17 protein-coding genes and 1 pseudogene are annotated in these 25065 nt (G+C 60.0%); 14 read left to right on the plus strand and 4 right to left on the minus strand.

Annotated elements, in window-relative coordinates:
• Positions 1 to 26: 26 nt before the first annotated feature.
• The 5 genes from QU606_RS18540 (at position 27) to QU606_RS18560 (ending at position 6421) form a co-directional block, all read left to right on the plus strand.
• Positions 27 to 395 (plus strand): protease inhibitor Inh/omp19 family protein, encoded by a 369-nt coding sequence (locus tag QU606_RS18540; protein WP_069076143.1) that lies wholly within the window; start codon positions 27 to 29, stop codon positions 393 to 395.
• A gap of 103 nt (positions 396 to 498) precedes the next feature.
• Positions 499 to 2226, plus strand: coding sequence for a type I secretion system permease/ATPase (locus QU606_RS18545; RefSeq protein WP_024075583.1), 1728 nt, complete (start codon positions 499 to 501; stop codon positions 2224 to 2226).
• A gap of 97 nt (positions 2227 to 2323) precedes the next feature.
• The gene (locus QU606_RS18550; RefSeq protein WP_304997305.1) at positions 2324 to 3616 is read left to right on the plus strand and encodes an HlyD family type I secretion periplasmic adaptor subunit; all 1293 of its coding nucleotides are present in this window, start codon (positions 2324 to 2326) and stop codon (positions 3614 to 3616) included.
• 2 nt (positions 3617 to 3618) lie between these two features.
• The gene (locus tag QU606_RS18555; protein WP_069076144.1) at positions 3619 to 4956 is read left to right on the plus strand and encodes a TolC family outer membrane protein; all 1338 of its coding nucleotides are present in this window, start codon (positions 3619 to 3621) and stop codon (positions 4954 to 4956) included.
• A gap of 40 nt (positions 4957 to 4996) precedes the next feature.
• The gene (locus tag QU606_RS18560; protein WP_304997306.1) at positions 4997 to 6421 is read left to right on the plus strand and encodes a lipase; all 1425 of its coding nucleotides are present in this window, start codon (positions 4997 to 4999) and stop codon (positions 6419 to 6421) included.
• Positions 6422 to 6702: 281 nt separating this feature from the next.
• On the opposite strand, the gene QU606_RS18565 is transcribed toward QU606_RS18560, so the two are convergent.
• Positions 6703 to 6927 (minus strand): YgdI/YgdR family lipoprotein, encoded by a 225-nt coding sequence (locus QU606_RS18565; RefSeq protein WP_024075578.1) that lies wholly within the window; start codon positions 6925 to 6927, stop codon positions 6703 to 6705.
• Between the two features lie 187 nt (positions 6928 to 7114).
• On the opposite strand from QU606_RS18565, the gene QU606_RS18570 reads away from it, so the two are divergent.
• Positions 7115 to 8764 (plus strand): VRR-NUC domain-containing protein, encoded by a 1650-nt coding sequence (locus QU606_RS18570; protein ID WP_304997307.1) that lies wholly within the window; start codon positions 7115 to 7117, stop codon positions 8762 to 8764.
• Positions 8761 to 11013 (plus strand): ATP-dependent DNA helicase, encoded by a 2253-nt coding sequence (locus QU606_RS18575; protein WP_304997308.1) that lies wholly within the window; start codon positions 8761 to 8763, stop codon positions 11011 to 11013. Before QU606_RS18570 ends, QU606_RS18575 begins: the two co-directional genes overlap by 4 nt.
• A gap of 139 nt (positions 11014 to 11152) precedes the next feature.
• Here QU606_RS18575 and QU606_RS18580 read toward each other — a convergent pair whose 3' ends face one another.
• Positions 11153 to 12664: a hypothetical protein gene (locus QU606_RS18580; RefSeq protein WP_304997309.1), complete on the minus strand. Its 1512-nt coding sequence runs from the start codon at positions 12662 to 12664 to the stop codon at positions 11153 to 11155.
• Positions 12665 to 12931: 267 nt separating this feature from the next.
• Between QU606_RS18580 and QU606_RS18585 the strand changes: the two genes are divergently transcribed.
• On the plus strand, positions 12932 to 16585 hold the full coding sequence (locus QU606_RS18585; RefSeq protein WP_304997310.1) for a hypothetical protein: 3654 nt from the start codon (positions 12932 to 12934) through the stop codon (positions 16583 to 16585).
• Positions 16586 to 16904: 319 nt separating this feature from the next.
• Here the strand turns inward: QU606_RS18585 and QU606_RS18590 are convergent, their stop codons facing one another.
• Positions 16905 to 17051: a hypothetical protein gene (locus QU606_RS18590; RefSeq protein WP_024075573.1), complete on the minus strand. Its 147-nt coding sequence runs from the start codon at positions 17049 to 17051 to the stop codon at positions 16905 to 16907.
• A gap of 267 nt (positions 17052 to 17318) precedes the next feature.
• Here QU606_RS18590 and QU606_RS18595 point away from each other — a divergent pair, with 267 nt between their 5' ends.
• The 3 genes from QU606_RS18595 (at position 17319) to QU606_RS18605 (ending at position 21196) form a co-directional block, all read left to right on the plus strand.
• Positions 17319 to 20231 carry a hypothetical protein gene (locus QU606_RS18595; protein WP_304997311.1) on the plus strand — a complete coding sequence of 971 codons (2913 nt, stop codon included), beginning with the start codon at positions 17319 to 17321 and terminating at the stop codon, positions 20229 to 20231.
• Between the two features lie 132 nt (positions 20232 to 20363).
• Positions 20364 to 20909: a hypothetical protein gene (locus QU606_RS18600; RefSeq protein WP_024075569.1), complete on the plus strand. Its 546-nt coding sequence runs from the start codon at positions 20364 to 20366 to the stop codon at positions 20907 to 20909.
• Between the two features lie 134 nt (positions 20910 to 21043).
• A complete protein-coding gene (locus QU606_RS18605) occupies positions 21044 to 21196 on the plus strand; it encodes a hypothetical protein (protein WP_168232711.1) in 153 nt (50 codons plus the stop codon).
• Here QU606_RS18605 and QU606_RS18610 read toward each other — a convergent pair.
• A pseudogene (locus QU606_RS18610) lies at positions 21187 to 21320 on the minus strand (transporter); the annotation flags it as partial. The gene QU606_RS18605 and the pseudogene QU606_RS18610 overlap by 10 nt on opposite strands.
• Positions 21321 to 21485: 165 nt before the next feature.
• Here QU606_RS18610 and QU606_RS18615 point away from each other — a divergent pair.
• Genes QU606_RS18615 through QU606_RS18625 form a run of 3 tightly spaced genes read left to right on the plus strand, consistent with a single transcriptional unit; the run spans position 21486 to position 25061 of the window.
• The gene (locus QU606_RS18615) at positions 21486 to 23480 is read left to right on the plus strand and encodes an aminotransferase class I/II-fold pyridoxal phosphate-dependent enzyme (RefSeq protein ID WP_304997312.1); all 1995 of its coding nucleotides are present in this window, start codon (positions 21486 to 21488) and stop codon (positions 23478 to 23480) included.
• Positions 23481 to 23517: 37 nt separating this feature from the next.
• On the plus strand, positions 23518 to 24357 hold the full coding sequence (locus QU606_RS18620; RefSeq protein WP_370531122.1) for a transporter substrate-binding domain-containing protein: 840 nt from the start codon (positions 23518 to 23520) through the stop codon (positions 24355 to 24357).
• Complete coding sequence (locus QU606_RS18625) at positions 24357 to 25061, plus strand: ABC transporter permease (protein WP_168232709.1); 705 nt, start codon at positions 24357 to 24359, stop codon at positions 25059 to 25061. Before QU606_RS18620 ends, QU606_RS18625 begins: the two co-directional genes overlap by 1 nt.
• The last annotated feature ends 4 nt before the right edge of the window (positions 25062 to 25065 follow it).

Below are 25065 nucleotides of genomic sequence, written 5' to 3' on the forward strand. Positions count from 1 at the left end.
CCGCGCCTGTTGGATGGAGCGTGAAGATGCAGCGTTTTTTCAACTTGATCGCCTGCGTGTTGCAGGCGATGGTCATGTCGGCAGGAGCCCACGCAATGGCGAGCAGTCTTGTTTTACCCACGAGCGCCCAATTGGCCGGGCATTGGCAGTTGCACCAGCAGGACCAGGTGTGTGCCCTCGACCTGCTGGAACCGGCCAATGCCCTGGGCGGTGATGTGGCTTGTGTGACGCAATGGCTGGGTGACAAACCCCTGAGCTGGTCGCCGACGCCCGACGGTATCTGGCTGATGAATGCCGAAGGCACCGGGATCACCCATTTGAATCGCCAGAAGGATGGCGAATACAAAGGCCGCACACCCTCCGGAACGGAAGTGGTATTGCAACGCGCCCCTTAGTTATTGGTTATAACGCGATCACTCGATGTTATTAGTTGGCTGGCCCCGACCAGGGGCTCGGGCAACTTATGCGCGTAATTTGATTCAGGGAAGAGCAAGAGATATGGCCAAACCCCAAGGCGTTGCGCCCTTATTCAAGGCGCTGGGTGAATACAAGAGCATATTGATCAGCGTGGGTTGTTTTACCGCCTTGATTAACCTGCTGATGCTGGTGCCGTCCATTTATATGCTGCAAGTGTATGACCGCGTGCTGTCTTCCCAGAATGAAACAACCCTGGTGATGTTGACGCTGATGGTCGTGGGGTTCTTTGCGTTTATTGGCACGCTGGAAGTCATCCGCAGTTTTATCGTGATCCGCATCGGCAGCCAGTTGGAGCGACGTTTTAACTTACGCGTTTATAAAGCCGCGTTCGAACGCAACCTGCAACGTGGCCAAGGGCATGCCGGGCAGGCCCTGGGCGACCTGACCCATATCCGCCAATTCATTACCGGGCCGGCGCTGTTCGCTTTTTTCGATGCGCCGTGGTTTCCCATCTACCTGTTTGTGATCTTCCTGTTCAACGTGTGGTTGGGCGTCTTGGCGACGGCCGGCGCAGTGTTGCTGATTGCATTAGCGTGCCTTAACGAATACCTGACCAAAAAGCCGCTGGGGGAGGCCAGTGGTTTCTCCCAGCAATCCACCCAACTGGCCACCAGCCATTTACACAACGCCGAGACCATCCAGGCCATGGGCATGCTCGGCGCCCTGCGCCAGCGCTGGTTTGCCGTGCACTCGCAGTTCCTCGGCTTGCAGAACCAGGCCAGTGACACCGGCTCGGTGGTCACCTCAGTGAGCAAATCCCTGCGCCTGTGCCTGCAATCCCTGGTGCTGGGCCTGGGTGCGCTGCTGGTGATCCGCGGGGATATGACCGCCGGGATGATGATCGCCGGTTCTATCCTGATGGGCCGCGTGCTCAGCCCCATCGACCAACTGATTGCGGTGTGGAAGCAATGGAGTTCGGCCAAGCTGGCCTATCAGCGCCTGGATGAATTGCTGCGCGAGTTCCCGCCTGAAGTCGAGCACATGGCGTTGCCCGCGCCCAAGGGCCAGCTGAGTTTTGAGCAGGTCAGTGCTGGGCCGCCAGGGCGACGCATCGCCACCTTGCATCAAGTCAGTTTCAACCTGGGCGCCGGTGACGTGCTGGGGGTGCTCGGCGCCTCGGGCTCTGGCAAGTCGACCCTGGCCCGCGTGCTGGTGGGCGTGTGGCCGACCCTGGCCGGTACGGTGCGCCTGGATGGTGCGGATATCCATCGCTGGGACCGTGGCGACCTGGGCCCGCATATCGGCTATTTGCCCCAGGACATTGAGCTATTCAGCGGCAGCATTGCCGACAACATCGCGCGCTTTCGCGATGCCGACCCCGAGCGTGTGGTGAAGGCTGCGCAACAAGCCGGTGTGCATGAATTGATCCTGCGCTTGCCCCACGGGTATGACACGGTCCTGGGCGACAACGGCGGCGGCCTGTCCGGTGGCCAGAAACAACGGGTGGCCCTGGCCCGTGCACTGTATGGCGAGCCGCGCCTGATTGTGCTCGATGAACCCAACTCCAACCTCGACACCGTCGGCGAAGCCGCCCTGGCCAGCGCCATCGTGCAGATGAAGGCCCAGGGCAGCAGTGTGATCCTGGTCACCCATCGGTCCTCGGCGCTGGCCCAGGCTGACAAGTTGCTGGTGCTTAACGAAGGGCGTTTGCAGGCATTCGGGCCAAGCCAGGAAGTACTGCGGGCGTTGTCCGGCCACAGGGAGCACCCGCCCCAAGGTAGGAGCGAGCTTGCTCGCGAAGGGCGTTAACGATGACGCGCCCTGATTGGATACACGCGGTAACGGTGAGTTTTTCGCGAGCAAGCTCGCGCCTACAGGTTTTGCGTCAAGCAGTAAGGATGTCAGCATGATTCATGAACAACGCGACGCCCGGTTCTTCGCGCGCATGGGCTGGCTGCTGAGCGTGGTCGGTGCCGGTGGCTTTTTCCTCTGGGCCAGCCTGGCGCCCCTGGACCAGGGCATCCCGGTGCAGGGCACGGTGGTGGTGTCGGGCAAACGCAAGGCGGTGCAAACCTTCAGCCCCGGCGTGGTCAGTCGGATTCTGGTGAAGGAAGGGCAGTGGGTGAAGCAAGGCCAGCCGCTGTTCCGTCTCGACCAGACCCAGCACCAGGCCGACGTGCAGTCCCTGCAAGCCCAGTACCGCATGGCCTGGGCCAGCGTCGCGCGGTGGCAGAGCGAACGCGACAATCAATCGGCCATCACCTTTCCCGCTGAGCTGAGCAACAGCCCCGACCCGGCACTGGCGCTGGTCCTGGAAGGCCAGCGCCAATTGTTCAGCAGCCGGCGCGAAGCCTTTGCCCGTGAACAGGCGGGCATTCGCGCGAATATCGAGGGTGCCAGCGCGCAACTGAACGGCATGCGCCGTGCGCGCAGCGACCTGACCGCCCAGGCCCAGTCCCTGCGCGACCAACTGAGCAACCTGCAACCCTTGGCCGACAACGGTTATATCCCGCGCAACCGCTTGATGGAGTACCAGCGCCAGTTGTCCCAGGTGCAACAGGACCTGGCGCAGAACACCGGCGAAAGCGGCCGGGTGGAGCAGGGCATCCTTGAATCGCGCCTTAAGCTGCAGCAGCACAGCGAGGAATACCAGAAGGAAGTCCGCAGCCAACTGGCCGACGCACAGTTGCGCAGCCTGACCCTGGAGCAGCAACTCACCTCCGCCGGCTTCGATCTGCAACACAGCGAGATCAACGCACCGGCCGACGGCATCGCGGTCAACCTCAGCGTGCACACCGAGGGCGCCGTGGTGCGTGCCGGTGAAACCCTGCTGGAAATCGTGCCCCAGGGCACGCGCCTGGAAGTCGAAGGGCATTTGCCGGTGCACCTGGTGGACAAGGTCGGCACCCACTTGCCGGTCGATATCCTGTTCACCGCCTTCAACCAGAGCCGCACCCCACGTGTGCCGGGGGAAGTGAGCCTGATTTCCGCCGACCAGATGCTCGACGAAAAAACCGGCGCCCCGTATTACGTGCTGCGCACAGTCGTCAGCGAGGCGGCCCTGGAGAAACTCCACGGCCTGGTGATCAAGCCGGGCATGCCTGCCGAGATGTTCGTGCGCACTGGCGAACGCTCGTTGCTCAATTACCTGTTCAAGCCGTTGCTCGATCGCGCCGGCTCCGCGTTGACCGAGGAATGAGCATGAAGCCAGTGTTCATCACCTTGCTGCTGGCCTGCGCCAATGCCCAGGCCGCCATGGGCCCGTTCGATGTGTATGAACAGGCGCTGCGCAACGATCCGGTGTTTCTCGGCGCCATCAAGGAGCGCGATGCCGGCCTGGAAAACCGCACCATCGGTCGCGCCGGCCTGCTGCCCAAGCTGTCGTACACCTACAACAAGGGCCGCAACAACTCCCAGGCCACCTTGCCCGATGGGCGTGGCGGCAATTATCACGATGACCGCAACTACAACAGTTACGGCTCCACGTTCAGCCTGCAACAGCCGTTGTTCGACTACGAGGCTTACGCCAACTACCGCAAGGGCGTGGCCCAAGCGTTGTTTGCCGATGAGAGTTTTCGCGACAAGAGCCAGGCGCTGCTGGTGCGGGTGCTGAGTTATTACACCCAGGCACTGTTTGCCCAGGACCAGATCGATATCGCCCGCGCCAAGAAAAAAGCCTTCGAGCAGCAGTTCCAGCAGAACCGGCACCTGTTCCAGCAAGGCGAAGGCACGCGGACCGATATCCTCGAAGCCGAATCGCGCTATGAACTGGCCACCGCTGAAGAAATCCAGGCGCTGGATGAGCAGGACGCCTCGTTGAGAGAGCTGGGCGCCTTGATCGGCGTACAGAGCGTCAATATCACCGATTTGGCGCCCCTGAACCCAAGCTTCGCCGCCTTCACGCTGACGCCGGCCAACTACGACAGCTGGCATGAACTGGCGGTGAGCAACAACCCCACACTCGCGTCCCAGCGCCAGGCCCTGGAAGTGGCGCGTTACGAAGTGGAGCGCAACCGCGCCGGGCATTTGCCGAAGGTCATGGCGTATGCCAGCTCGCGCCAGCAGGAGTCCGACAGCGGCAACACCTACAACCAGCGCTACGACACCAACACCATCGGCGTCGAAGTCAGCCTGCCGTTGTACGCCGGGGGCGGTATTTCGGCGTCCACCCGCCAGGCCAGCCGCGCCATGGAGCAGGCCGAGTACGAACTGGAAGGCAAGACCCGCGAAACCCTGATCGAGCTGCGTCGGCAGTTCAGTGCCTGCCTGTCCGGTGTCAGCAAACTGCGCGCTTACCAAAAGGCCCTGACCTCGGCGCAAGCGCTGGTGGTGTCGACCCGGCAAAGCATCCTCGGTGGCGAGCGGGTCAACCTCGATGCGTTGAACGCTGAGCAACAGCTCTACAGCACGCGGCGCGACTTGGCCCAGGCGCGTTATGACTACCTGATGGCCTGGACCAAATTGCATTACTACGCCGGCAACCTGCGCGACACCGACCTGGCCAAGGTGGATGAGGCGTTCGGGCCGGCACCGCAGTAATTGACTTTCTCGACAATTCCAACAACAGAGAGGCAAGACCATGGGCGTGTTTGACTATAAAAACCTCGGGGCCGAAGGCTCCAAAGCGTTGTTCGCCGATGCCATGGCGATCACGCTGTATACCTACCACAACCTGGATAACGGCTTTGCCGTGGGCTACCAGCACAACGGCCTGGGGCTCGGCTTGCCGGCCACGCTGGTCGGTGCCCTGCTGGGCAGTACGGATTCCCAGGGCGTGATTCCCGGCATTCCCTGGAACCCGGACACGGAAAAAGCCGCCCTGGACGCTGTGCAACAGGCCGGTTGGACGCCCATCAGCGCGAGCGCCCTGGGCTATACCGGCAAGGTCGACGCCCGAGGCACGTTCTTCGGCGAAAAGGCCGGCTACACCACGGCCCAGGTCGAGGTACTGGGCAAGTACGATGACGCCGGCAAGTTGCTGGAAATCGGTATCGGTTTTCGCGGTACTTCAGGCCCTCGGGAAACGTTGATCAGCGACTCCATAGGGGATCTGGTCAGCGATCTGCTCGCCGCTCTGGGCCCCAAGGATTACGCGAAGAACTATGCCGGCGAAGCCTTTGGCGGCCTGCTCAAGAACGTCGCCGACTATGCCAGCGCCCACGGCCTCAGCGGCCACGACGTGGTGGTCAGCGGCCACAGCCTGGGCGGCCTGGCGGTCAACAGCATGGCCGACTTGAGCAGCGGCAAATGGGCGGGTTTCTACCAGGACGCCAACTACGTGGCCTACGCCTCGCCGACCCAGAGCGCCGGCGACAAGGTGCTCAATATCGGTTATGAAAACGACCCGGTATTCCGTGCGCTGGACGGCTCCTCCTTCAATTGGTCGTCGTTGGGCGTGCATGACCAACCCCATGAATCGACCACCGACAATATCGTCAGCTTCAACGACCACTACGCCTCGACGCTATGGAATGTGCTGCCGTTTTCCATCACCAACCTGCCGACTTGGATCTCGCATTTGCCCACGGGGTATGGCGATGGGATGACGCGCATCGTGGAATCGGGTTTCTATGCGCAGATGAGCCGCGATTCGACGATCATCGTCGCCAACCTGTCCGACCCGGCGCGGGCCAACACCTGGGTGCAGGACCTTAACCGCAATGCCGAGGCGCACAAGGGCAACACATTCATTATTGGCAGCGACGGCAATGACCTGATCCAGGGCGGCAAGGGCGCGGACTTTATCGAAGGCGGCAAGGGCAATGACACGATCCGCGACAGCAGCGGCCACAACACGTTTCTGTTCAACGGGCATTTCGGCCAGGACCGGATTATCGGCTATCAAGCCACCGACAAGCTGGTGTTCACGGATGTGCAGGGCAGTGCGGATTATCGTGATCACGCCAAGGTGGTAGGCGCGGATACGGTGATCAGTTTTGGCGCGGATTCGGTGACGTTGGTGGGGGTGGTCGGGCTGTCGGGGGAGGGGATTGTTATCGCTTGAAACTGTGGGAGGGGGCTGTTGTGGCGAGCGGGCTTGCCCCGCGTTGGGCTGCGAAGCAGCCCCCAACAAAGTCGCCAAGTTCTTTGTTCTTTCTGAAAAACCGCGGTGCCTGGGGTTAGGGCCGCTTCGCGCCCCAACGCGGGGCAAGCCCGCTCGCCACAACAGGCCTGCTCACCACACAAGCCTGCTCAGCACAGCAGGCCCACTCGCCACAGGGCGGCCAGTTTGCTGTGCGACAGCGCTAAGGACCTCCCATATTTGATCAGTGTTGGCGCTGGAAATCAGTCTTCCTTGCGCACCGTTGCCACATCGTCGGCCTTGACGCGGATGTGCTTGCCGGCAATATCGGTGAACTCATAAAACCCGTCGGCGGTCTTGGTTTTTGGAATGTCCTTGGTCAAATACTGTGTGCCATTTTGCAGCGTCACTACGGTTTGCGTCGCGCAACCGGCCAATACCAGAAAAGTGAGTGCAACCAGTGGCAGACTCAAATTCTTCATGTTCATAACCCTTACCTTAACCCTGAAAAAGTCCCGCGCCTGTGGCTGCGGGCAATAAATGGTACGCCATCAACTTCTCCATCTGATCACTTTTATGCAAAAAGTTGCGTGGGCCATTTATCTATTACCGATTGCAACAACGCGTTTGCGACGGCACTCTGTATGCATAACCAGTATTTGATCACTGCGCGCCATGGCCAATCCCCTCGACGATCCCCTGTATTACCTGCATAACTTCCGCCAAGTGCTGGATTGGCTGGGGCATCGCTACGCCGATTTACTCGACACGGATGAACAGCATTTCATTCAGCAATTTGACAGGTTGCCCCAGGCGTCCCAGGCGTTGTTGGTGCGCATGGTGATGCGCAAGGGTGTGCATTTTCGCGCGGGCAAGCTCACCTACCAGGAGATCGGCTGCCCCCATGCCGCTGTACGCCCCTTGCTGGAACTGGGTTGGGTCGACGACCGGTGCGCGCTGGCCTTCCACGAGTTGTTTGCGTTGCTGCAAAAAAGCGAAATGCTCGCGGTGTTCCAGGCGTGGATCGACCAGCCCAAAGGCAACAAGGCCGACTGGCTTGAACCCCTGGCGGCGCAATTCACCGAAAGCCGCAGCTTCGCCCACTGGTGCCCCGGGCTCGCCGACAGGTTGTACAGCCTGACCGTGATGGACCTGTGTGACCGCCTGCGCCTGATGTTCTTCGGCAACCTGCACCAGGACTGGTCGGAATTCGTGCTGGCGGACCTGGGCATCTACACCTATGAGAAGGTCGAGTTCTGCGCCGAGTCCCGTGGTTTGCGCACGCGCGACGATGTGCTCGGTTTTCTGTTCCTGCACCAGTGCCAACAGGCATTTGAAGCCGGCGAGGCGCTGGACACGCTACTGGCGCAGGTCGCCACGCTGCACACCGACAACCCTTGGCTGCAAAAGCGCCGGGCCAAATTGCTGTTCCAAGTCGGCCAGTATTGCGAACGCAATGCCGAGTTGGCCATGGCCGAGCAGATCTACCGCGCGTGTGCCTACCCCGGCGCACGCGCGCGACTGATCCGCGTGCTGGAGCGCCAGGAGGCTTATGCTCAAGCGCTGGCGCTGGCCTGCGCCGCCCAACAGGCGCCGGAAAGTGCCGCCGAACAGCAACACCTGTTGCGCGTCTTGCCGCGCCTGCAACGTAAGCTGGGGCAACCGCGCTTGCCCAAGGCCAAGCCGCGCGACGTCCCGCGCCTGGACCTGGCACTGGCCCCGCCGGAACCCTTGATGTCGGTGGAGTACTGCGTCCAGGCGCACCTGAGCGAACCCGATGCACCCGTGCATTACGTCGAGAACGGCCTGATCAATTCACTGTTCGGCCTGTTGTGCTGGGACGCGATCTTCGCACCGTTGCCGGGGGCGTTTTTCCACCCGTTCCAGCGCGGGCCGGCGGACCTGCACAGCGAGGATTTCCATTCACGGCGTGCGCCGCTGTTTGCGGCTGCCTTCGCGCAATTGCAGGATGAGCGCTACAAGGCAACCATTCGCCAGCGCTACGTGGACAAGTGGGGGATCCAGTCGCCGTTCGTGTTCTGGAACCTGCTCAGCGAGGCATTGCTCGAACAGGCCCTGGCCTGCTTACCCGCTGAACACCTGCGGCACTGGTTCGAGCGGCTGCTGCTGGATATCCGCGCCAACCGTGCGGGGATGCCGGACCTGATCCAGTTCTGGCCCGCCGAAAAAACCTACCGCATGATCGAAGTCAAAGGCCCCGGCGACCGCTTGCAAGACAACCAGCTGCGTTGGCTGGAGTTCTGTGGCCAATACCAGATGCCAGTCACGGTTTGCTACGTGCGCTGGGCGGAGCCAACCCCTTGAGCTACAGCGTGGCCGTGCGGGCGCTGTGTGAGTTCACCGCCAAGGTCGGCGACCTGGACCTGCGTTTCACCCCCTCGCCCAGCGCCCAGGAAGGCATTGCCGGGCACCGCACCGTTGCCGCGCGGCGCAGTGCGCACTACCAGAGCGAAGTGGCGCTGGAGGGCGAATACCAGCAGCTCAAGGTGCGGGGCAGGGCGGACGGCTACGACCCGGACAACAACCGCCTGGAAGAGGTGAAGACCTATCGCGGCGACCTCGACGCCCAGCCTGCCAACCATCGGCAACTGCATTGGGCCCAGGCCAAAGTCTACGGCTGGTTGATGTGCCAGAAGCTCGGGTTGACGCAGATCGACCTGGCGCTGGTGTATTTCGACATCGTCGGCGAGGGTGAGACCCTGCTCAATCAACGCTTCCAGGCGGCGGACCTGGAAGCGTTCTTCAACCAGCAATGCGCGCGGTTCCTGGAGTGGGCCCATCAGGAAATGCAGCACCGCGAAGCGCGCAACCACGCCGCACAAACCCTGGGGTTCCCCCATGCCGAGTTCCGCCCCGGCCAGCGAATCCTCGCGGAGTCGGTGTACAAGGCCGTCAGCACTGGCCGCTGCCTGATGGCCCAGGCGCCCACCGGTATCGGCAAGACCGTGGGCACGATCTTCCCGCTGCTCAAGGCCCTGGCGCCGCAGCAGTTGGACAAGGTGTTCTTCCTCACCGCCAAGACCCCCGGCCGCAAACTTGCCCTGGATGCGGCCAAGCTGCTGCACGCCAGCAGCGATTTGCCCCTGCGCGTCCTTGAACTGGTCGCGCGGGACAAAGCCTGCGAACACCTGGACAAAGCCTGCCACGGCGATTCGTGCCCGCTGGCCAAGGGGTTTTACGATCGCCTGCCCGCCGCCCGTGAGGCGGCATCAAGCGTGCGTCTGCTGGACCAGCGCAACCTGCGCGAAGTCGCCCTGGCCCACCATGTGTGTCCGTATTACCTGAGCCAGGAAATGGCGCGCTGGGCCGACCTGGTCGTGGCCGACTACAACTACTATTTCGACTTCGGCGCCATGCTGTTCGGCCTCGCCCAGCTCAACCAATGGCGCGCGGCGGTGCTGGTGGATGAAGCCCACAACCTGGTGGAACGCGCCCGCTCGATGTACAGCGCAAGCCTCAGCCAGTTCAGTCTCCAGGCCCTGCGCGACAGCGCCCCAGAGCCACTGAAGAAACCCTTGCAGCGCCTCAACCGCGAGTGGAATGCGTTGCACAAGGAACAGGTCGCACCGTACCAGGCCTATGCGACCCGGCCCGACAAACTGCTCCAGGCCCTGAGCCTGTGCATCAGCGCCATGGGCGACCACTTCAATGACCACCCCGAATCCCTGGCGGGCGAGCTGCAAGCCTTCTACTTCGAAGCGCTGCAATTTGCCAAAGTGGCAGAGCTGTTCAACGAGCACTTTATCTTCGACATCAGCAAGCATTCGCTCGGCGGCAAACGCAGCCGCTCGACCTTGTGCCTGCGCAATGTGGTGCCCGCCGAATTCATTCGGCCGCGCTTGACGGCGGCACGCAGCAGCGTGCTGTTTTCCGCCACGCTCAGCCCACGCCACTACTACGCCGACCTGCTGGGCCTGCCGGCAGACACGGCGTGGGTCGATGTGGAATCACCGTTCAAGGCCGAGCAGTTGCGGGTGCGCATTGTCGATGAAATCTCGACTCGGTTCGTGCATCGCCAAGCCTCGCTGGAACCCATCGTCGATTTGATCGCGAGCCAGTTCGCGCAACAACCGGGGAACTACCTGGCGTTTTTTTCGAGCTTTGATTACCTGCAACAAGTGGCTCAGTTACTGGCGCAACGGCACCCGGCGATTGCCCTGTGGCTGCAGGCGCGAGGCATGGCCGAAGCTGAACGCCAGGCCTTTCTCGACCAGTTCACCCAACACAGCCAAGGCATCGGGTTTGCGGTGCTGGGGGGAGCGTTTGGCGAAGGCATCGACTTGCCCGGCAGCCGTTTGATCGGCGCCTTTATTGCCACCCTGGGGCTGCCGCAACTGAACCCGGTCAACGAACAGATGAAGCTCAGGATGGGCGCGATTTTCGGTGCGGGTTACGACTACACCTACCTGTACCCCGGCATTCAAAAAGTCGTGCAGGCGGCGGGCAGGGTGATCCGCAGCGAACACGACCGGGGCGTGGTGATGCTGATCGATGATCGGTTTGGCCAACCCCAGGTGCGCCAGTTATTGCCGCGCTGGTGGGCGTTCGTATAGGACGGCGGTCTCTACCCCGCTCAGAGGATAGAGACGCGCGCCCGCATAACTGACCGACGCGTCCGGGACAGGATCCTTGCCCCAGAGCCAGGGGAATGTACCGTCAGTTGAACCGCCGACCGCACCGATTGACCGTCATTCAACTGATGGTCAACACCCGCCGAAGGGATTCGTTCAGGTTCACCGCGCGTGCGCGGGTGAACCCCGTCGCCAATATCACGTAATAAAACTCAGGACGGTAGCCTTTGAATTGCTGCAACTGCTCGCGGTAAATCAGGCGTTTGACGGGAGCGCCCGCAGGCCAGGAGAGCCCGACCTCTTTTGTTTCGATATGCAGGATCACATCGTTTAATGACCGCACATAACGCAAGATCACGGCAATCTGGTCGGTCGCCTGGCGCCACGCATAATAGGGGATGGACACAATCACATGCGCCGGGTCATCCGCGATGTGATCGTTGGGGTAGCCCTCTACGGAGGGCGCTTCCAGCCGGGCAATGTACCCGCGGACTTCGGCGGTGTTTTTCTTGGAGTAGACCTCGAAAGGGGGGACGGACTTCCTCAAGACAAAACTGACTTCTATGTGGCCCTCGGCGGCGGCGCGCACGTCAACGTAATCGATGAAGGTCGAATGCACTCGTCCGGGCCTGGTGATAGGGACGAACTTGTGGATGACCTTCACCCCACCTTTGGGAGGATAGATACGAATCATGACATCGTATATTTCATCTTTCAGGCCGACATTGGCCGGGGTGTGCATTTGCAGCTCCACCGGTTTTTCATCCACCAGTTCCAAATCGATATAGCCAACTGGGCCAGCGTCTGAAAAAACCGGACCATCAGGTGCATTCGCGTCCAGGTCAACCGACACGCGAATGGTGGCTGACCCTGGTGTAGAAATGTTGCCCACCAGGTCAATGACCTCAAGCCACACAGCCATATTGGGACTGTCGCCGGCGTCGACAAGGTGCTGGTAGGTCACATCGATCACGGTCGGCTGGAGGGGGCCAGCCGCTGTCTGGCTGATGATGACGTTCCCCCAGTGGAGAATGACGGTGTCCTTCGGGTGGTGATTAGGGTAGGGCTGAAGAGTGACCACCACCCCTTTCGTGGCGTTCCCTGGCACGATCACTTTCTCGGACAGACTGACCTTCAGCTCTGAGTGCCCCGGTTCGACTTGATTGTTGTCATCGCCGGCCGGGAGGTCGGTCTTGACCAATGTCAGCAGCGGATAGGACATATCGTAGTCGGCGCCACCCTTATAGTTAACGAGGTAGACCAGGGCATATCGACCGTCCGGCAGGTCTTTTTGCTGGGCGGCAAAGAAGTAACTGTTACGGGTTTCCTCGCCGGGCTCCAGGATCTTTGTACCCAGGATCACCACATTCGTTTCGCCGATCAGATAGCCCACGGTGATGACATCCCCGGGACTCGCGATCCAATTGCGTTGCACCTCGAGGGTCAGGCCGGACTCAAACAACCATGCTGCGATACCTGCGTCCTCGCCATCGACGTGATCGACCATGCCGGGGACGTTGAGTCGATCCAGATGCTTCGGGTTGTCCTTTTTTTCCAGCGTCAGGGTGTTGTTTTCAGTCGCACTTGGCGCTTCTTCGAGTGCGGCTGCAGGCTGAGTCTTCTTGGCGGGCATGATTGATCTCCTGATAGGCATCAGTGCACGTGATTGCACGTCAAACGGTGCGTTTGCCGTCATCAGATACCGGAATAAATGCATGCGCTACTGTCAGAGTTGACAGGTAGCGACCAATGGTCCTGTCAGCGTCATGGCGGTTTGCGATGAATCGATCAGCGATCATTGACCGCCCGTCGCCACCTGTTAACTCTGACAGTAGGCAAGCCATCGCAGGGGGCGTTTGATGGAGGCAAACCACCGCACCTGCTTGCAAGGACTCTCACCATGTCCAAAAAAGATAAGTCGAAAGCTGCTCTCCTGCCTGCCATCGTGGTGCCGCTGACGGAGCCACCTATCGCCGGGGATATTGACGCTGCCGACGGCGGCATCGGCTTGCGTCACACCGAATCGGCGCTGGTGGTGTATCTCGTCAATCCCAAAGACGGTGTCAGTGCCGGCAGCATCGCCTCGCTCTACTGGGGGAACCGGAATGTGCCAGTGGCGTCTACGCCTATTCGCGAAGGCGAGGAGAACCTGGACCTTATCCCGCTGACGGTGCCTGCGCACCGGATCGTCGAGTTCTGGGCCAACCCGGTGTTGGGCAAGCTGCGGCGCGCCAGCGGTAATGAAACCTTCACCGAAGAGCGCAAGTACCGGGTCATGCTGACACGCCCCGCAGGGCGCGACCCCGACGACGCGCTCCCCGGGCACCAGGGCCTGTCCTACGTAGTACCGCCGGAAGTGTTGCTCGATGGTGTCAACGAAACCAGGGCGCTGGCCGGGATCAAGATTCTTATCCACCATTGGCTGCACATGCATGCTTACGACCTGATCATTCTGGCCTGGGGGTCGCAGCAGGTGCTGCATCGGGTCCAGCCTGGGGAGGTGGGGCGCGATATCACCCTGACCGTTGACTACGCCACGATCAGCGCCGCCGGCAACAACCCCCTGACGCGCGTGGCTTACCAGGTCAAGAACGCCGTCGGCACTCTGCCGGATGAGTGGGCGCGCTGGTCGGCGGTATCGCTGATCGATGTGCATCTGCACCAGGTGCGGCCAGAGGCGCCGTGGCTGGCGTTCCCCGACACTGACAGGGTGGTCGACCTGGCCGAACTGGGCGGTTGGGACGTGGAAATCGAAACCTGGGTGACTAACGCGGAAGCCGCCGCCTATGACTACGTAAGCTTGATCTGGGCCGGTGTCGACAGTGAGGGCAACCCGTTCCCCCATACGCCGATCAAACCGTTGAACAGAGCGGGGGTGCATTCCTTCGAGGTCCCCAACGCGCTGGTCGTCGCCATTGCCGATGGGACCGTCAGCGTGCATATGCTGTTCCAGAAAGGCGTGGTGGAGCAGCCCTCGGAAAAACTCTACCTCGAGATCGTCGGCAAGGTCGTAAGATGGCCGCCGCCCACGATTGACGAGGATAAGGGCGGCAAGATTGAGCCGAGTAAAGAGGCGACTGTGCGGTTTCCTCTGCAAGGGAGCTGGCCGCCCGATGGTTATCTGGAGGTTATCTTCCTCGTCAGCAGCCCCGATAACACGATCGAGCACCGTGTTGGCCGCGAGGTCGACGATGTGGACCCCACACCGGAAGGCGACATGCTGTTCACGGTGTACCCCGCCGAGCTGCAGCGTTTCGACGGTCACCTGGTGGAAGTGTTTTACGCGCACACACGGCCAGGCGGGCGGCCCCAAGAGTCGCTGCGGCTGAAAATTCTCGTGGGTGAGATTCAACGCACACTGCCTGCGCCGATCATTGAAAAGATCATTGGAAGCCAGTTGAACCCGGACGATATCGAGGGCTACGCCAAGGTGTTTGCACCGGCCGGCGATACGAAGCGTGGAGACTGGGTGCGCATGTACTGGAACGGCCCGCTTGTCCGCACCAATGTGCCGGTGCAGGTGGCGGTCGATAACAGCACCACCGAGCACGATATCGATGAGTTCTATGTCAATAACAACCTCAATGAAACCGTGGCGGTCTTCTACACCTTGACACGTGGCGACGAGCTGCCGCGTTATTCGCAAGTCACTGAGGTGCTGATCAGCCGCAACCTGGGTGAACTGCTGGCGCCGACATTGCTTGAGGCGCAGATAACCGGCCCCGACACCGCCGACCTGGAGCCGCTGCGAGTGCAGCAGGGTGCCCAGTTGGTGGTGCGTTATGTGGGCATGCGTGACGATGATTGGATCAAGCCTTATATGGAGGGCGAGGGCGATGGCGGCTCGCCGGATATTCCGGCCAAGCCGGGTAATCGGGTATTGCAGGAGGTGGTGTTCGATATTACGCGGGACGCGATTAGCGCCAACATTCGGGACCGTGATGCCACGGTGGTTTTCACGTATGCCGTGACCCGGGGTGACGACACGAAGCACTCGGCGAAGCTGACGGTGACGGTGAAGCCGATACCGGCCGCCGAGCTGGCAAAGACCGTGATTCGTATCAATCAGGCCAACCAGACCACGAAAGTCCTGGGCCTGAGTGCAGTAACCTCCGGGGGAACCCTGCGCGTTGGGTCGTGGCCGTTTATCGCCGCCTATCAACCGGTAGCCATGGTGCTCAGCGGTTTTAACAGGAATGGCACAGCACATAATCGTACGGTATGGACCCTGGCCTCCAATGCTGTAACCGCAGATTGGTACAGCAATGGTTATTATGAACAGGCTGTCGCGGCGACTTACTTCAGTGAGCTGGGCCATAACACCAAACTGACCTTGCAGTTCAAGGCAGTGCTGGGCACCAGCAAACTTGATGCCGATGCCATTATCTTTGCGCCAATCATCTACACCATTAACGACCTGCCGGCTCAATTCCCGCTGCCCACGCTGACCCAGGCCACTGGTAGTGGTTCTCCGGTGCGCCTTGCGGCCTTGAATGCGCAAAATGGCGGCACGGTATCGGTAGCGTTCTCACCGATGTATGCCACCGACAAGATCAAGGTCACGATGGTCGGGACACCGGGACTCGGTTCGCCGGTGATTGCCGAGAAAAATGGCTTGGCCAGCGGCGTGGTGACTTTTGATATCCCCAAGACAGCGATAGCCGCCAACATCGGTAATGCAAACAAGACGTTTACCCTTAAGTATGAGGTTACTCGTGCTGGGGAAACGCGAAGCTCACTGATATTAACGGTGGCGGTGACGCCGATACCGGTGTCGGCTTTGCCACAGGTGATCATCAACCGTGTGCCCCATAACGGCCTGCTGGATTTGAACACTATCACCGGCAACCCCTTGGCCGCCGTGCTTAAGTGGCCATTTATTGCCACCGGACAACGCGTGTGGATAACACTCAAGTCCAGCAGACATGAACCGTTGCCGGTATTGACCAATTATCCAATTCTCTCATCGGAGTTGAACGGACTGACGAACAAGCCAGTGTCACGTGATTGGTTGCAAAAAATACCGCCTGATGATCCCATCTCCGTAGAAATTAAGGTGACACTTGATGGCAGCGCTGATGTTTCGAGAGCGGTTAGTTTTGCGCCTACTACTTATAAGGTAAAAAGGGTGCCTACAGTAGATAGGACTGACTTCAGCAACTATGACTGGAATGAGTGGTACAACGTTGGTCAGGATGGAGCTCTTATAAAAGAGGGCGCAAATATATATTGGCGGAGCATACAAGTAACAAACGGATTCCCAAGGCTTTCAAAGCGATATGGCTATTTCAGCCCTATAAGCATAAAGACCATTGAAATATCTTGCGATTATAGACATGAGGTTGGCGCGAACGATACGGTTTTTCGGGTGATAACATTTCCCGGTACCGATGATTATGAGAGCCCTACATTCCCATATTCACCCACTTGGAGGAATGTGAAATTTACCGTAAGTGGTCCTTCATTTAATGGATGGTTTAGTGTGGATGTCTATATTAAGAACTCCGCAGGAATTTCTACATCCATAGACAATATAGTCGTAACAATACTATAACGGCGCGTATCGCTTAACAACGAAACAGCCGGGACGGAATAATTGCGGAATAACCGGAGCAGACTGAGTTAACAAAATAACCGAGTACCTATCCACTGCCTCAAACGGATAGGTACTCGCTGCTTTTAGCCCTGAATGTGTAAAAACGCCTGCCACTCTCTCTCGCTGCCGACCTCAAGCGGAGCAGAGTGTCAAGCTACCAAGATTGATCTCGGCGTAGCACCGCCAATACCGAGCGGATCCTGGTCCAGAATGTAGCTGATGTGTTTACGGTGATTTGCTTAACTGACGCAATCGGGAGCACGCCCCCTCCCACCGTTTACACGACCTCCAGATAAGAACTATGAATCGCCCGCGCCAACTCCCTCACCGTGTCAATAAACTCCGTCAACCGGCTATGCAAACTTTCAGTCGCACTTGGCGCTTCTTCGAGTGCGGCTGCAGGCTGAGTCTTCTTGGCGGGCATGATTGATCTCCTGATAGGCATCAGTGCACGTGATTGCACGTCAAACGGTGCGTTTGCCGTCATCAGATACCGGAATAAATGCATGCGCTACTGTCAGAGTTGACAGGTAGCGACCAATGGTCCTGTCAGCGTCATGGCGGTTTGCGATGAATCGATCAGCGATCATTGACCGCCCGTCGCCACCTGTTAACTCTGACAGTAGGCAAGCCATCGCAGGGGGCGTTTGATGGAGGCAAACCACCGCACCTGCTTGCAAGGACTCTCACCATGTCCAAAAAAGATAAGTCGAAAGCTGCTCTCCTGCCTGCCATCGTGGTGCCGCTGACGGAGCCACCTATCGCCGGGGATATTGACGCTGCCGACGGCGGCATCGGCTTGCGTCACACCGAATCGGCGCTGGTGGTGTATCTCGTCAATCCCAAAGACGGTGTCAGTGCCGGCAGCATCGCCTCGCTCTACTGGGGGAACCGGAATGTGCCAGTGGCGTCTACGCCTATTCGCGAAGGCGAGGAGAACCTGGACCTTATCCCGCTGACGGTGCCTGCGCACCGGATCGTCGAGTTCTGGGCCAACCCGGTGTTGGGCAAGCTGCGGCGCGCCAGCGGTAATGAAACCTTCACCGAAGAGCGCAAGTACCGGGTCATGCTGACACGCCCCGCAGGGCGCGACCCCGACGACGCGCTCCCCGGGCACCAGGGCCTGTCCTACGTAGTACCGCCGGAAGTGTTGCTCGATGGTGTCAACGAAACCAGGGCGCTGGCCGGGATCAAGATTCTTATCCACCATTGGCTGCACATGCATGCTTACGACCTGATCATTCTGGCCTGGGGGTCGCAGCAGGTGCTGCATCGGGTTCAGCCTGGGGAGGTGGGGCGCGATATCACCCTGACCGTTGACTACGCCACGATCAGCGCCGCCGGCAACAACCCCCTGACGCGCGTGGCTTACCAGGTCAAGAACGCCGTCGGCACTCTGCCGGATGAGTGGGCGCGCTGGTCGGCGGTATCGCTGATCGATGTGCATCTGCACCAGGTGCGGCCAGAGGCGCCGTGGCTGGCGTTCCCCGACACTGACAGGGTGGTCGACCTGGCCGAACTGGGCGGTTGGGACGTGGAAATCGAAACCTGGGTGACTAACGCGGAAGCCGCCGCCTATGACTACGTAAGCTTGATCTGGGCCGGTGTCGACAGTGAGGGCAACCCGTTCCCCCATACGCCGATCAAACCGTTGAACAGAGCGGGGGTGCACTCCTTCGAGGTCCCCAACGCGCTGGTCGTTGCCATTGCCGAGGGGACCGTCAGCGTGCATATGCTGTTCCAGAAAGGCGTGGTGGAGCAGCCCTCGGAAAAACTCTACCTCGAGATCGTCGGCAAGGTCGTAAGATGGCCGCCACCCACGATTGACGAGGATAAGGGCGGCAAGATTGAGCCGAGTAAAGAGGCGACTGTGCGGTTTCCTCTGCAAGGGAGCTGGCCGCCCGATGGTTATCTGGAGGTTATCTTCCTCGTCAGCAGCCCCGATAACACGATCGAGCACCGTGTTGGCCGCGAGGTCGACGATGTGGACCCCACACCGGAAGGCGACATGCTGTTCACGGTGTACCCCGCCGAGCTGCAGCGTTTCGACGGTCACCTGGTGGAAGTGTTTTACGCGCACACACGGCCAGGCGGGCGGCCCCAAGAGTCGCTGCGGCTGAAAATCCTCGTGGGTGAGATTCAACGCACACTGCCTGCGCCGATCATTGAAAAGGTCATTGGAAGCCAGTTGAACCCGGACGATATCGAGGGCTACGCCAAGGTGTTTGCACCGGCCGGCGATACGAAGCGTGGAGACTGGGTGCGCATGTACTGGAACGGCCCGCTTGTCCGCACCAATGTGCCGGTGCAGGTGGCGGTCGATAACAGCATCACCGAGCACCATATCGATGAGTTCTATGTCAATAACAACCTCAATGAAACCGTGGCGGTCTTCTACACCTTGACACGTGGCGACGAGCTGCCGCGTTATTCGCAAGTCACGGAGGTGCTGATCAGCCGCAACCTGGGTGAACTGCTGGCGCCGACATTGCTTGAGGCGCAGATAACCGGCCCCGACACCGCCGACCTGGAGCCGCTGCGAGTGCAGCAGGGCGCCCAGTTGGTGGTGCGTTATGTGGGCATGCGTGACGATGATTGGATCAAGCCTTATATGGCGGGCACGGGCGATGGCGGCTCGCCGGATATTCCGGCCAAGCCGGGTAATCGGGTGTTGCAGGAGGTGGTGTTCGATATTACGCGGGACGCGATTAGCGCCAACATTCGGGACCGTGATACCACGGTGGTTTTCACGTATGCCGTGACCCGGGGTGACGACACGAAGCACTCGGCGAAGCTGACGGTGAAGGTGAAGCCGATACCGCTGTCGGCTTTGCCACAGGTGATCATCAACCGTGTGCCCCATAACGGCCTGCTGGACTTGAACACTATCGTCGGCAACCCCTTGGCCGCCGTGCTCAAGTGGCCATTTATTGCCACCGGACAACGCGTGTGGATAACACTCAACTCCAGCAGACAGGAACCGTTGCCGGTATTGACCAATTATCCAATTCTCTCATCGGAGTTGAACGGACTGACGAACAAGCCAGTGTCACGTGATTGGTTGCAAAAAATACCGCCTGATGATCCCATCTCCGTAGAAATGAAGGTGACACTTGATGGCGGTGCTCATGTTGCGAGAGCGGTTAGTTTTGCGCCTACTACTTATAAGGTAAAAAGGGTGCCTGCAGTAGATAGGACTGACTTCAGCAACTATGACTGGAATGAGTGGGTCAACGTTGATGAGGATGGAGCTCTTATAAAAGAGGGCGCAAATATATATTGGCGGAGCATACAAGTAGGAGGCGGATTCCCAAGGCTTTCAAAGCGATATAACAAATTCAGCCATATAAGCATGAAGACCATTGAAATATCTTGCGATTATAGACATGAGGTTGGAGCGAACGATACGATTTTTCGGGTGATGATATTTCGCAGTCGCGGTTATTATGAGAGCCCTACATTCCCATATTCACCCACCTGGAGGAATATGAAATTTACCGTAAGTCGCCCTTTAGTTGATGGATTGCTTACTGTGGAAGTCTATATTAAGAACTCCGCAGGAATTTCTACATCCATAGACAATATAGTCGTAACAATACTATAGCGGCGCGCATCGCTTAACAGAGCCCGCTCGCCACAAGGGCATGCGGCGCCCTGGATTGGTGCATGAACAAACTTGAACTTCACCCTCACTGCCTTCTTCTAAGGGGGGTCAGCCCCGGCATGGAGCACCGATGTGCCCAGAATCATTTCACCCGACACCCCCGAATCGAGCCTGATCGATCACAGCGAACACAACGCCAAGATCTTCGGCTCGCCCAAGGACCGCCTGGATTTCTACCGCCGCGAGATCCAGTACGAAACCAGCATCCTGGCCAACCGCACCGACGCCTACCTCACCGCGCAATCGTTCCTGGTCATTGCCTTCGTCTCCGGCATGGGCAACCTCAACCCGGAGTGGGGCAAGTTGTTCACCCTGGTGGTGCCGGTGTTCCTGGCTTTCCTCGGCATCCTCAGTTCCCTGAATGCCTGGCCGGGGATCCGTGCCGCGTACGAGATCATCGACCACTGGCACTACAAGCAGAGCGAATTGCTGCGCAGCGAACCGGTGATGGGCATGGCCTACGATGAATCGCCGCTGTTCTCGGAGATGGAGTCCTCCCACAAGGGCTATCGCAAGTCGCTGCTGTTCTCCATGCGCGCGCCATGGCTGTTCATGGTGTTCTGGGTGTTGCTCGGCGCCTACGCCTTTTATATCCAGATCGATAATCCCGTTTCTTAAGGCATTGGAACTTCGCCTGCCGTCGACCCCAAGGCCAAGGAAAACGACTACAGTCCAGATTTCAAGCCCGAGCGCGAGCCCAAGCCTGAAACCGATGCCGATATCGACACCCAAGGCGGTTAGAGGAGACGGTCATGTCCAAAGAACGCGAAGAAGCAGATGAAGAGGAAGAAGAACTCAATGACCCGGGCAATGAGGACCCAGGGTCGCTGATGGATGATGCAGAAGTGCCGCTGAGCCATGTCGATGAAGCGGAGAATAGGGGGAACAGAGAGCCTCAAGACTGATCCTGCGCCCTGGCACGTCGTTCATACCACACCCGCCGAGGCCATGAATGACGAGGCTTAGGGCGATCACCGCCACCGTCAGGTTCACCGCCACTTCGCTGCCGGTGCCGACCAGCCCATGGTCAGGACGCCACTGGCCGCAGGTCATTCGCGACCCATTTGACCGATAAACGACATCGGCCCAATCCCATCCATTGAACGACTGTTCAGTTTCAACTATGTTGACCGTATCCACCCGTTTGCGGCTCCGCGGGTTTGCGCTGTTTCTTCTTGAACGAGAGGCTTTGGCATGCGGTTTTCCCCCTTCGTTGAGCGTATTGCAGGGCAAGGCGTCGCCGCCTGGGATATCCATCACGCCGCCTACCAGGCCGCCAGCCAGGGCGAAGACATCATCATCCTCAGCGTCGGCGACCCCGATTTCGCCACGCCGTCCTTCATCACCGACGCGGCTATCGACGCGCTGCGCCAAGGCGACACTCACTACACGGAAATTCCCGGTCGCCCGGCCCTGCGTGACGCAATCGCCGCACGCTACAGCAAGACCCTGGCGCGGCCCGTTAACGCCCACAACGTGATCAGCGTGGCCGGCGCGCAGAACGCCTTGTTCGTCACCTCGCTGTGCCTGTTGCAGGCGGGGGACGAAGTGCTGGTGCTCGACCCGATGTACGTCACCTACGAGGCCACGCTCAAGGCCAGCGGCGCGACATTGGTGCGGGTGGCGTGTTCACCCGAGTCAGGCTTTCGCCTCGACGCACAACAGCTCGCCGCCGCAGTTACCCCACGCACCCGGGCGTTGTTTTTTTCCAACCCGAACAACCCCACCGGCGTGGTGCTCAACCCGCAGGAACTGCAAGCCATCGCCGACCTGGCCATAGCCCATGACCTGTGGGTGGTGGTCGACGAGGTCTACGAAAGCCTGGTGTTCGAAGGCCAATACCACAGCCTGGCCGCGCTGCCGGGCATGGCCGAGCGTTGCGTGGTGATTGGCAGCTTGTCCAAGTCCCACGCAATGACCGGCTGGCGTATCGGCTGGATCGTCGCCGAACCCACGCTGATCGCCCACGCGCAAACCCTGGTGCTGAGCATGCTCTATGGTCTGCCCGGCTTCGTGATGGAGGCGGCGACCGCAGCGGTGTTGGCCTTTGATGAAGTCACCGTGGGCATGCGCGACATCTATCGCCGGCGCCGTGACCTGGTGGTGGCGGGCCTCGGCGCATGCACGGGGATCAAGGTCCTGACGCCGCAGGCCGGGATGTTCGTACTGGTCGATGTGCGCGGCACGGGCCTCAGTTCGCTGGACTTTGCCTGGCGGCTGTTCCGCGAGGCGGGTGTATCGGTGCTCGACGCCGCAGCATTCGGCGAGCCCGCCCAAGGGTTTGTGCGCCTGTCTTTCACCTTAAGTGAAGAGCGCCTGGCCGAAGCCTGCCGGCGCATCGTGCAGTTTGTCGACAAGCTGGCCGGCGAACCGCGTGTCGCGGCGGCGCCCAGGGTCGAAGTGGTGCAGCCTGCGCAGGCGAAAAAGATGATCGAAGTGATTGACCTGCATAAGCGCTTCGGCAATATCGAAGTGCTCAAGGGTATTTCCCTTACCGCTCGCGAAGGCGAGGTGATCTCGCTGATCGGCGCCAGCGGCTCGGGCAAGAGCACCTTGCTGCGCTGTATCAATATGCTTGAAGTCCCGGACCAGGGCAGCATTCACGTGGACGGTGAAAGCATCAAGCTCAACTATGGCCGCCCCGGTGCGCCGCTGGTGGCCGACGCCCGGCAACTGGTGCGCATCCGCTCGACCCTGGGCATGGTCTTCCAGAACTTCAACCTGTGGCCGCACCGCACGGTGTTGGAGAACCTGATCGAAGCCCCGACCCAGGTACTGCGTGAAAGCCGTGCCGAGGCCATCGAACGCGCCGAAGCCTTGCTCGACCGCGTCGGCCTGGCCGCCAAGCGCAACGAGTACCCGGCGTTTCTCTCCGGTGGCCAGCAGCAACGGGTGGCGATTGCCCGCGCACTGGCCATGCGCCCCAAAGTGATGTTGTTCGACGAACCCACCTCGGCCCTCGACCCGGAGCTGGTGGGCGAAGTGCTGCGCGTTATCCGCTCCCTGGCCGAAGAAGGCCGCACCATGATCCTGGTCACCCATGAAATGGCTTTCGCCCGGGATGTGTCGTCCAAAGTGGCTTTTCTGCATCAAGGCTTGATCGAAGAAGCCGGTTCGCCGGATTCGGTGTTCATCGACCCACGCAGTGAACGTTGCCGACAGTTCGTCAACGCACACCAAACGCGCTAACTCCAAAAAGACGGGGCAAATCATGACTTTCAAACCCATGGCAAGGTGGTTGAGCAGTGCAGTGTTGATGGTGGCCGCAGGTTTTACCCTGGCGGCAGAGAAACCCATCGTGTTTGCGGTCGCGGCCGAACCTTACCCGCCGTTCACCGTAAAAGGCGGCAATGGCCAATGGTCCGGTTTTGAAGTGGACCTGATCCACAAGCTTTGCCAAGGCATGAAAGCCGAGTGCCAGATCCAGGAGGTGGCGTGGGATGGCATCATTCCTTCGCTGTTGGCGAAGAAAATCGACGTGATCTTCTCCTCGATGTCAGTCACCGAGGAGCGCGAAAAGCAAATCGCCTTCAGCCGCGCCTACTACGATTCCCTGCTGGGCGTCGCCGGGCCCAAAGGCAGCGAAGTGGAGATCTCCCCGGCGGGCCTCAAGGGCAAGTTGATCGGTGTGCAGATCTCCACCGTCAGTGCCAACTACCTGAAGAAGTACTACGAAAATATCGCCGACCTGAAGTACTACGACACCCAGGAATCGGCGAATGCCGACCTGATTGCCGGGCGCATCGACTACATGATGGCCGACGACACGGCCATCGCGATGATGGTCAAGACCCCGGAAGCCAGTGGCCTGGCACATATCGCCAGCGTGTCGTACGACCCGATTATCGGGCGGGGTGTCGGCGCCGGGCTACGCAAGGAAGACACCGCGTTGAAAGCGCGCTTGGACAAGGCCATCGGCGAGCTGTTGGTCAGCCAGGACTATGACGACCTGTCCCAGCATTACTTTGGCCTGTCGGTGAGCCCGTGCAAGCGCGGCGATACCCCGGCGTTTGTCAGCAAGACCTGCGACAGCCCGTACCCATCCGTTGCCCAGAAGTCTGAATAATGTTCGACCTTCTCAGTTTCAGCGAACACGGGTGGGGCCAGGCGTTGCTCAAGGGGTTATGGATGACCCTGCAGATCTCCGCGGGGGCCTTTGCCGTGGGCGTGTTGATCGGCCTGCTGGTGGCCTGCGCCAAGCTCAGCGCACCCCGTCCGATTGCCCTGCTGATGCGCGGTTACACCACGGTGTTTCGCGCGGTGCCGGAACTGCTGCTGATCCTGCTGTTGTATTACGCGGGGTCCATGGGCCTGAATGCGCTGATGCTGTGGCTGGGCGGCGCGCAGGTCAATATCAGCGGGCCGTTGGTGGCGATCCTGGTGCTGGGGCTGGTGCAGGGCGCCTATGCCTCGGAGATTTTCCGCGCCGCGATCCTGGCGATTCCCCACGGCCAGATCGAAGCGGCACGGGCCTTTGGCTTGAGCGGCATGGGCCTGTTTCGCCGGGTGACGTTACCGATCATGGCCCCGTATGCCTTGGCGGGCATGTCCAACCTCTGGATCAACCTGATCAAGGACAGCGCCTTGATCAGCGTGGTCGGTACCAATGAGTTGCTGTACACCGCCAAGCAGGCGGCGGGCTCGACCCGGCAATACCTGCTGTTCTACCTCACGGCCGCCGCCTTGTATTACCTGGTGACGCTGGCTTCCAACCACCTGTCGGGGCGCCTGGAGCGACGTATTCGTCGCTGGATGCCGAGTGTCGAGTGAGGGC

This window comes from Pseudomonas sp. OVF7 (assembly GCF_030644265.1).
Lineage (GTDB): Bacteria > Pseudomonadota > Gammaproteobacteria > Pseudomonadales > Pseudomonadaceae > Aquipseudomonas > Aquipseudomonas gorinensis.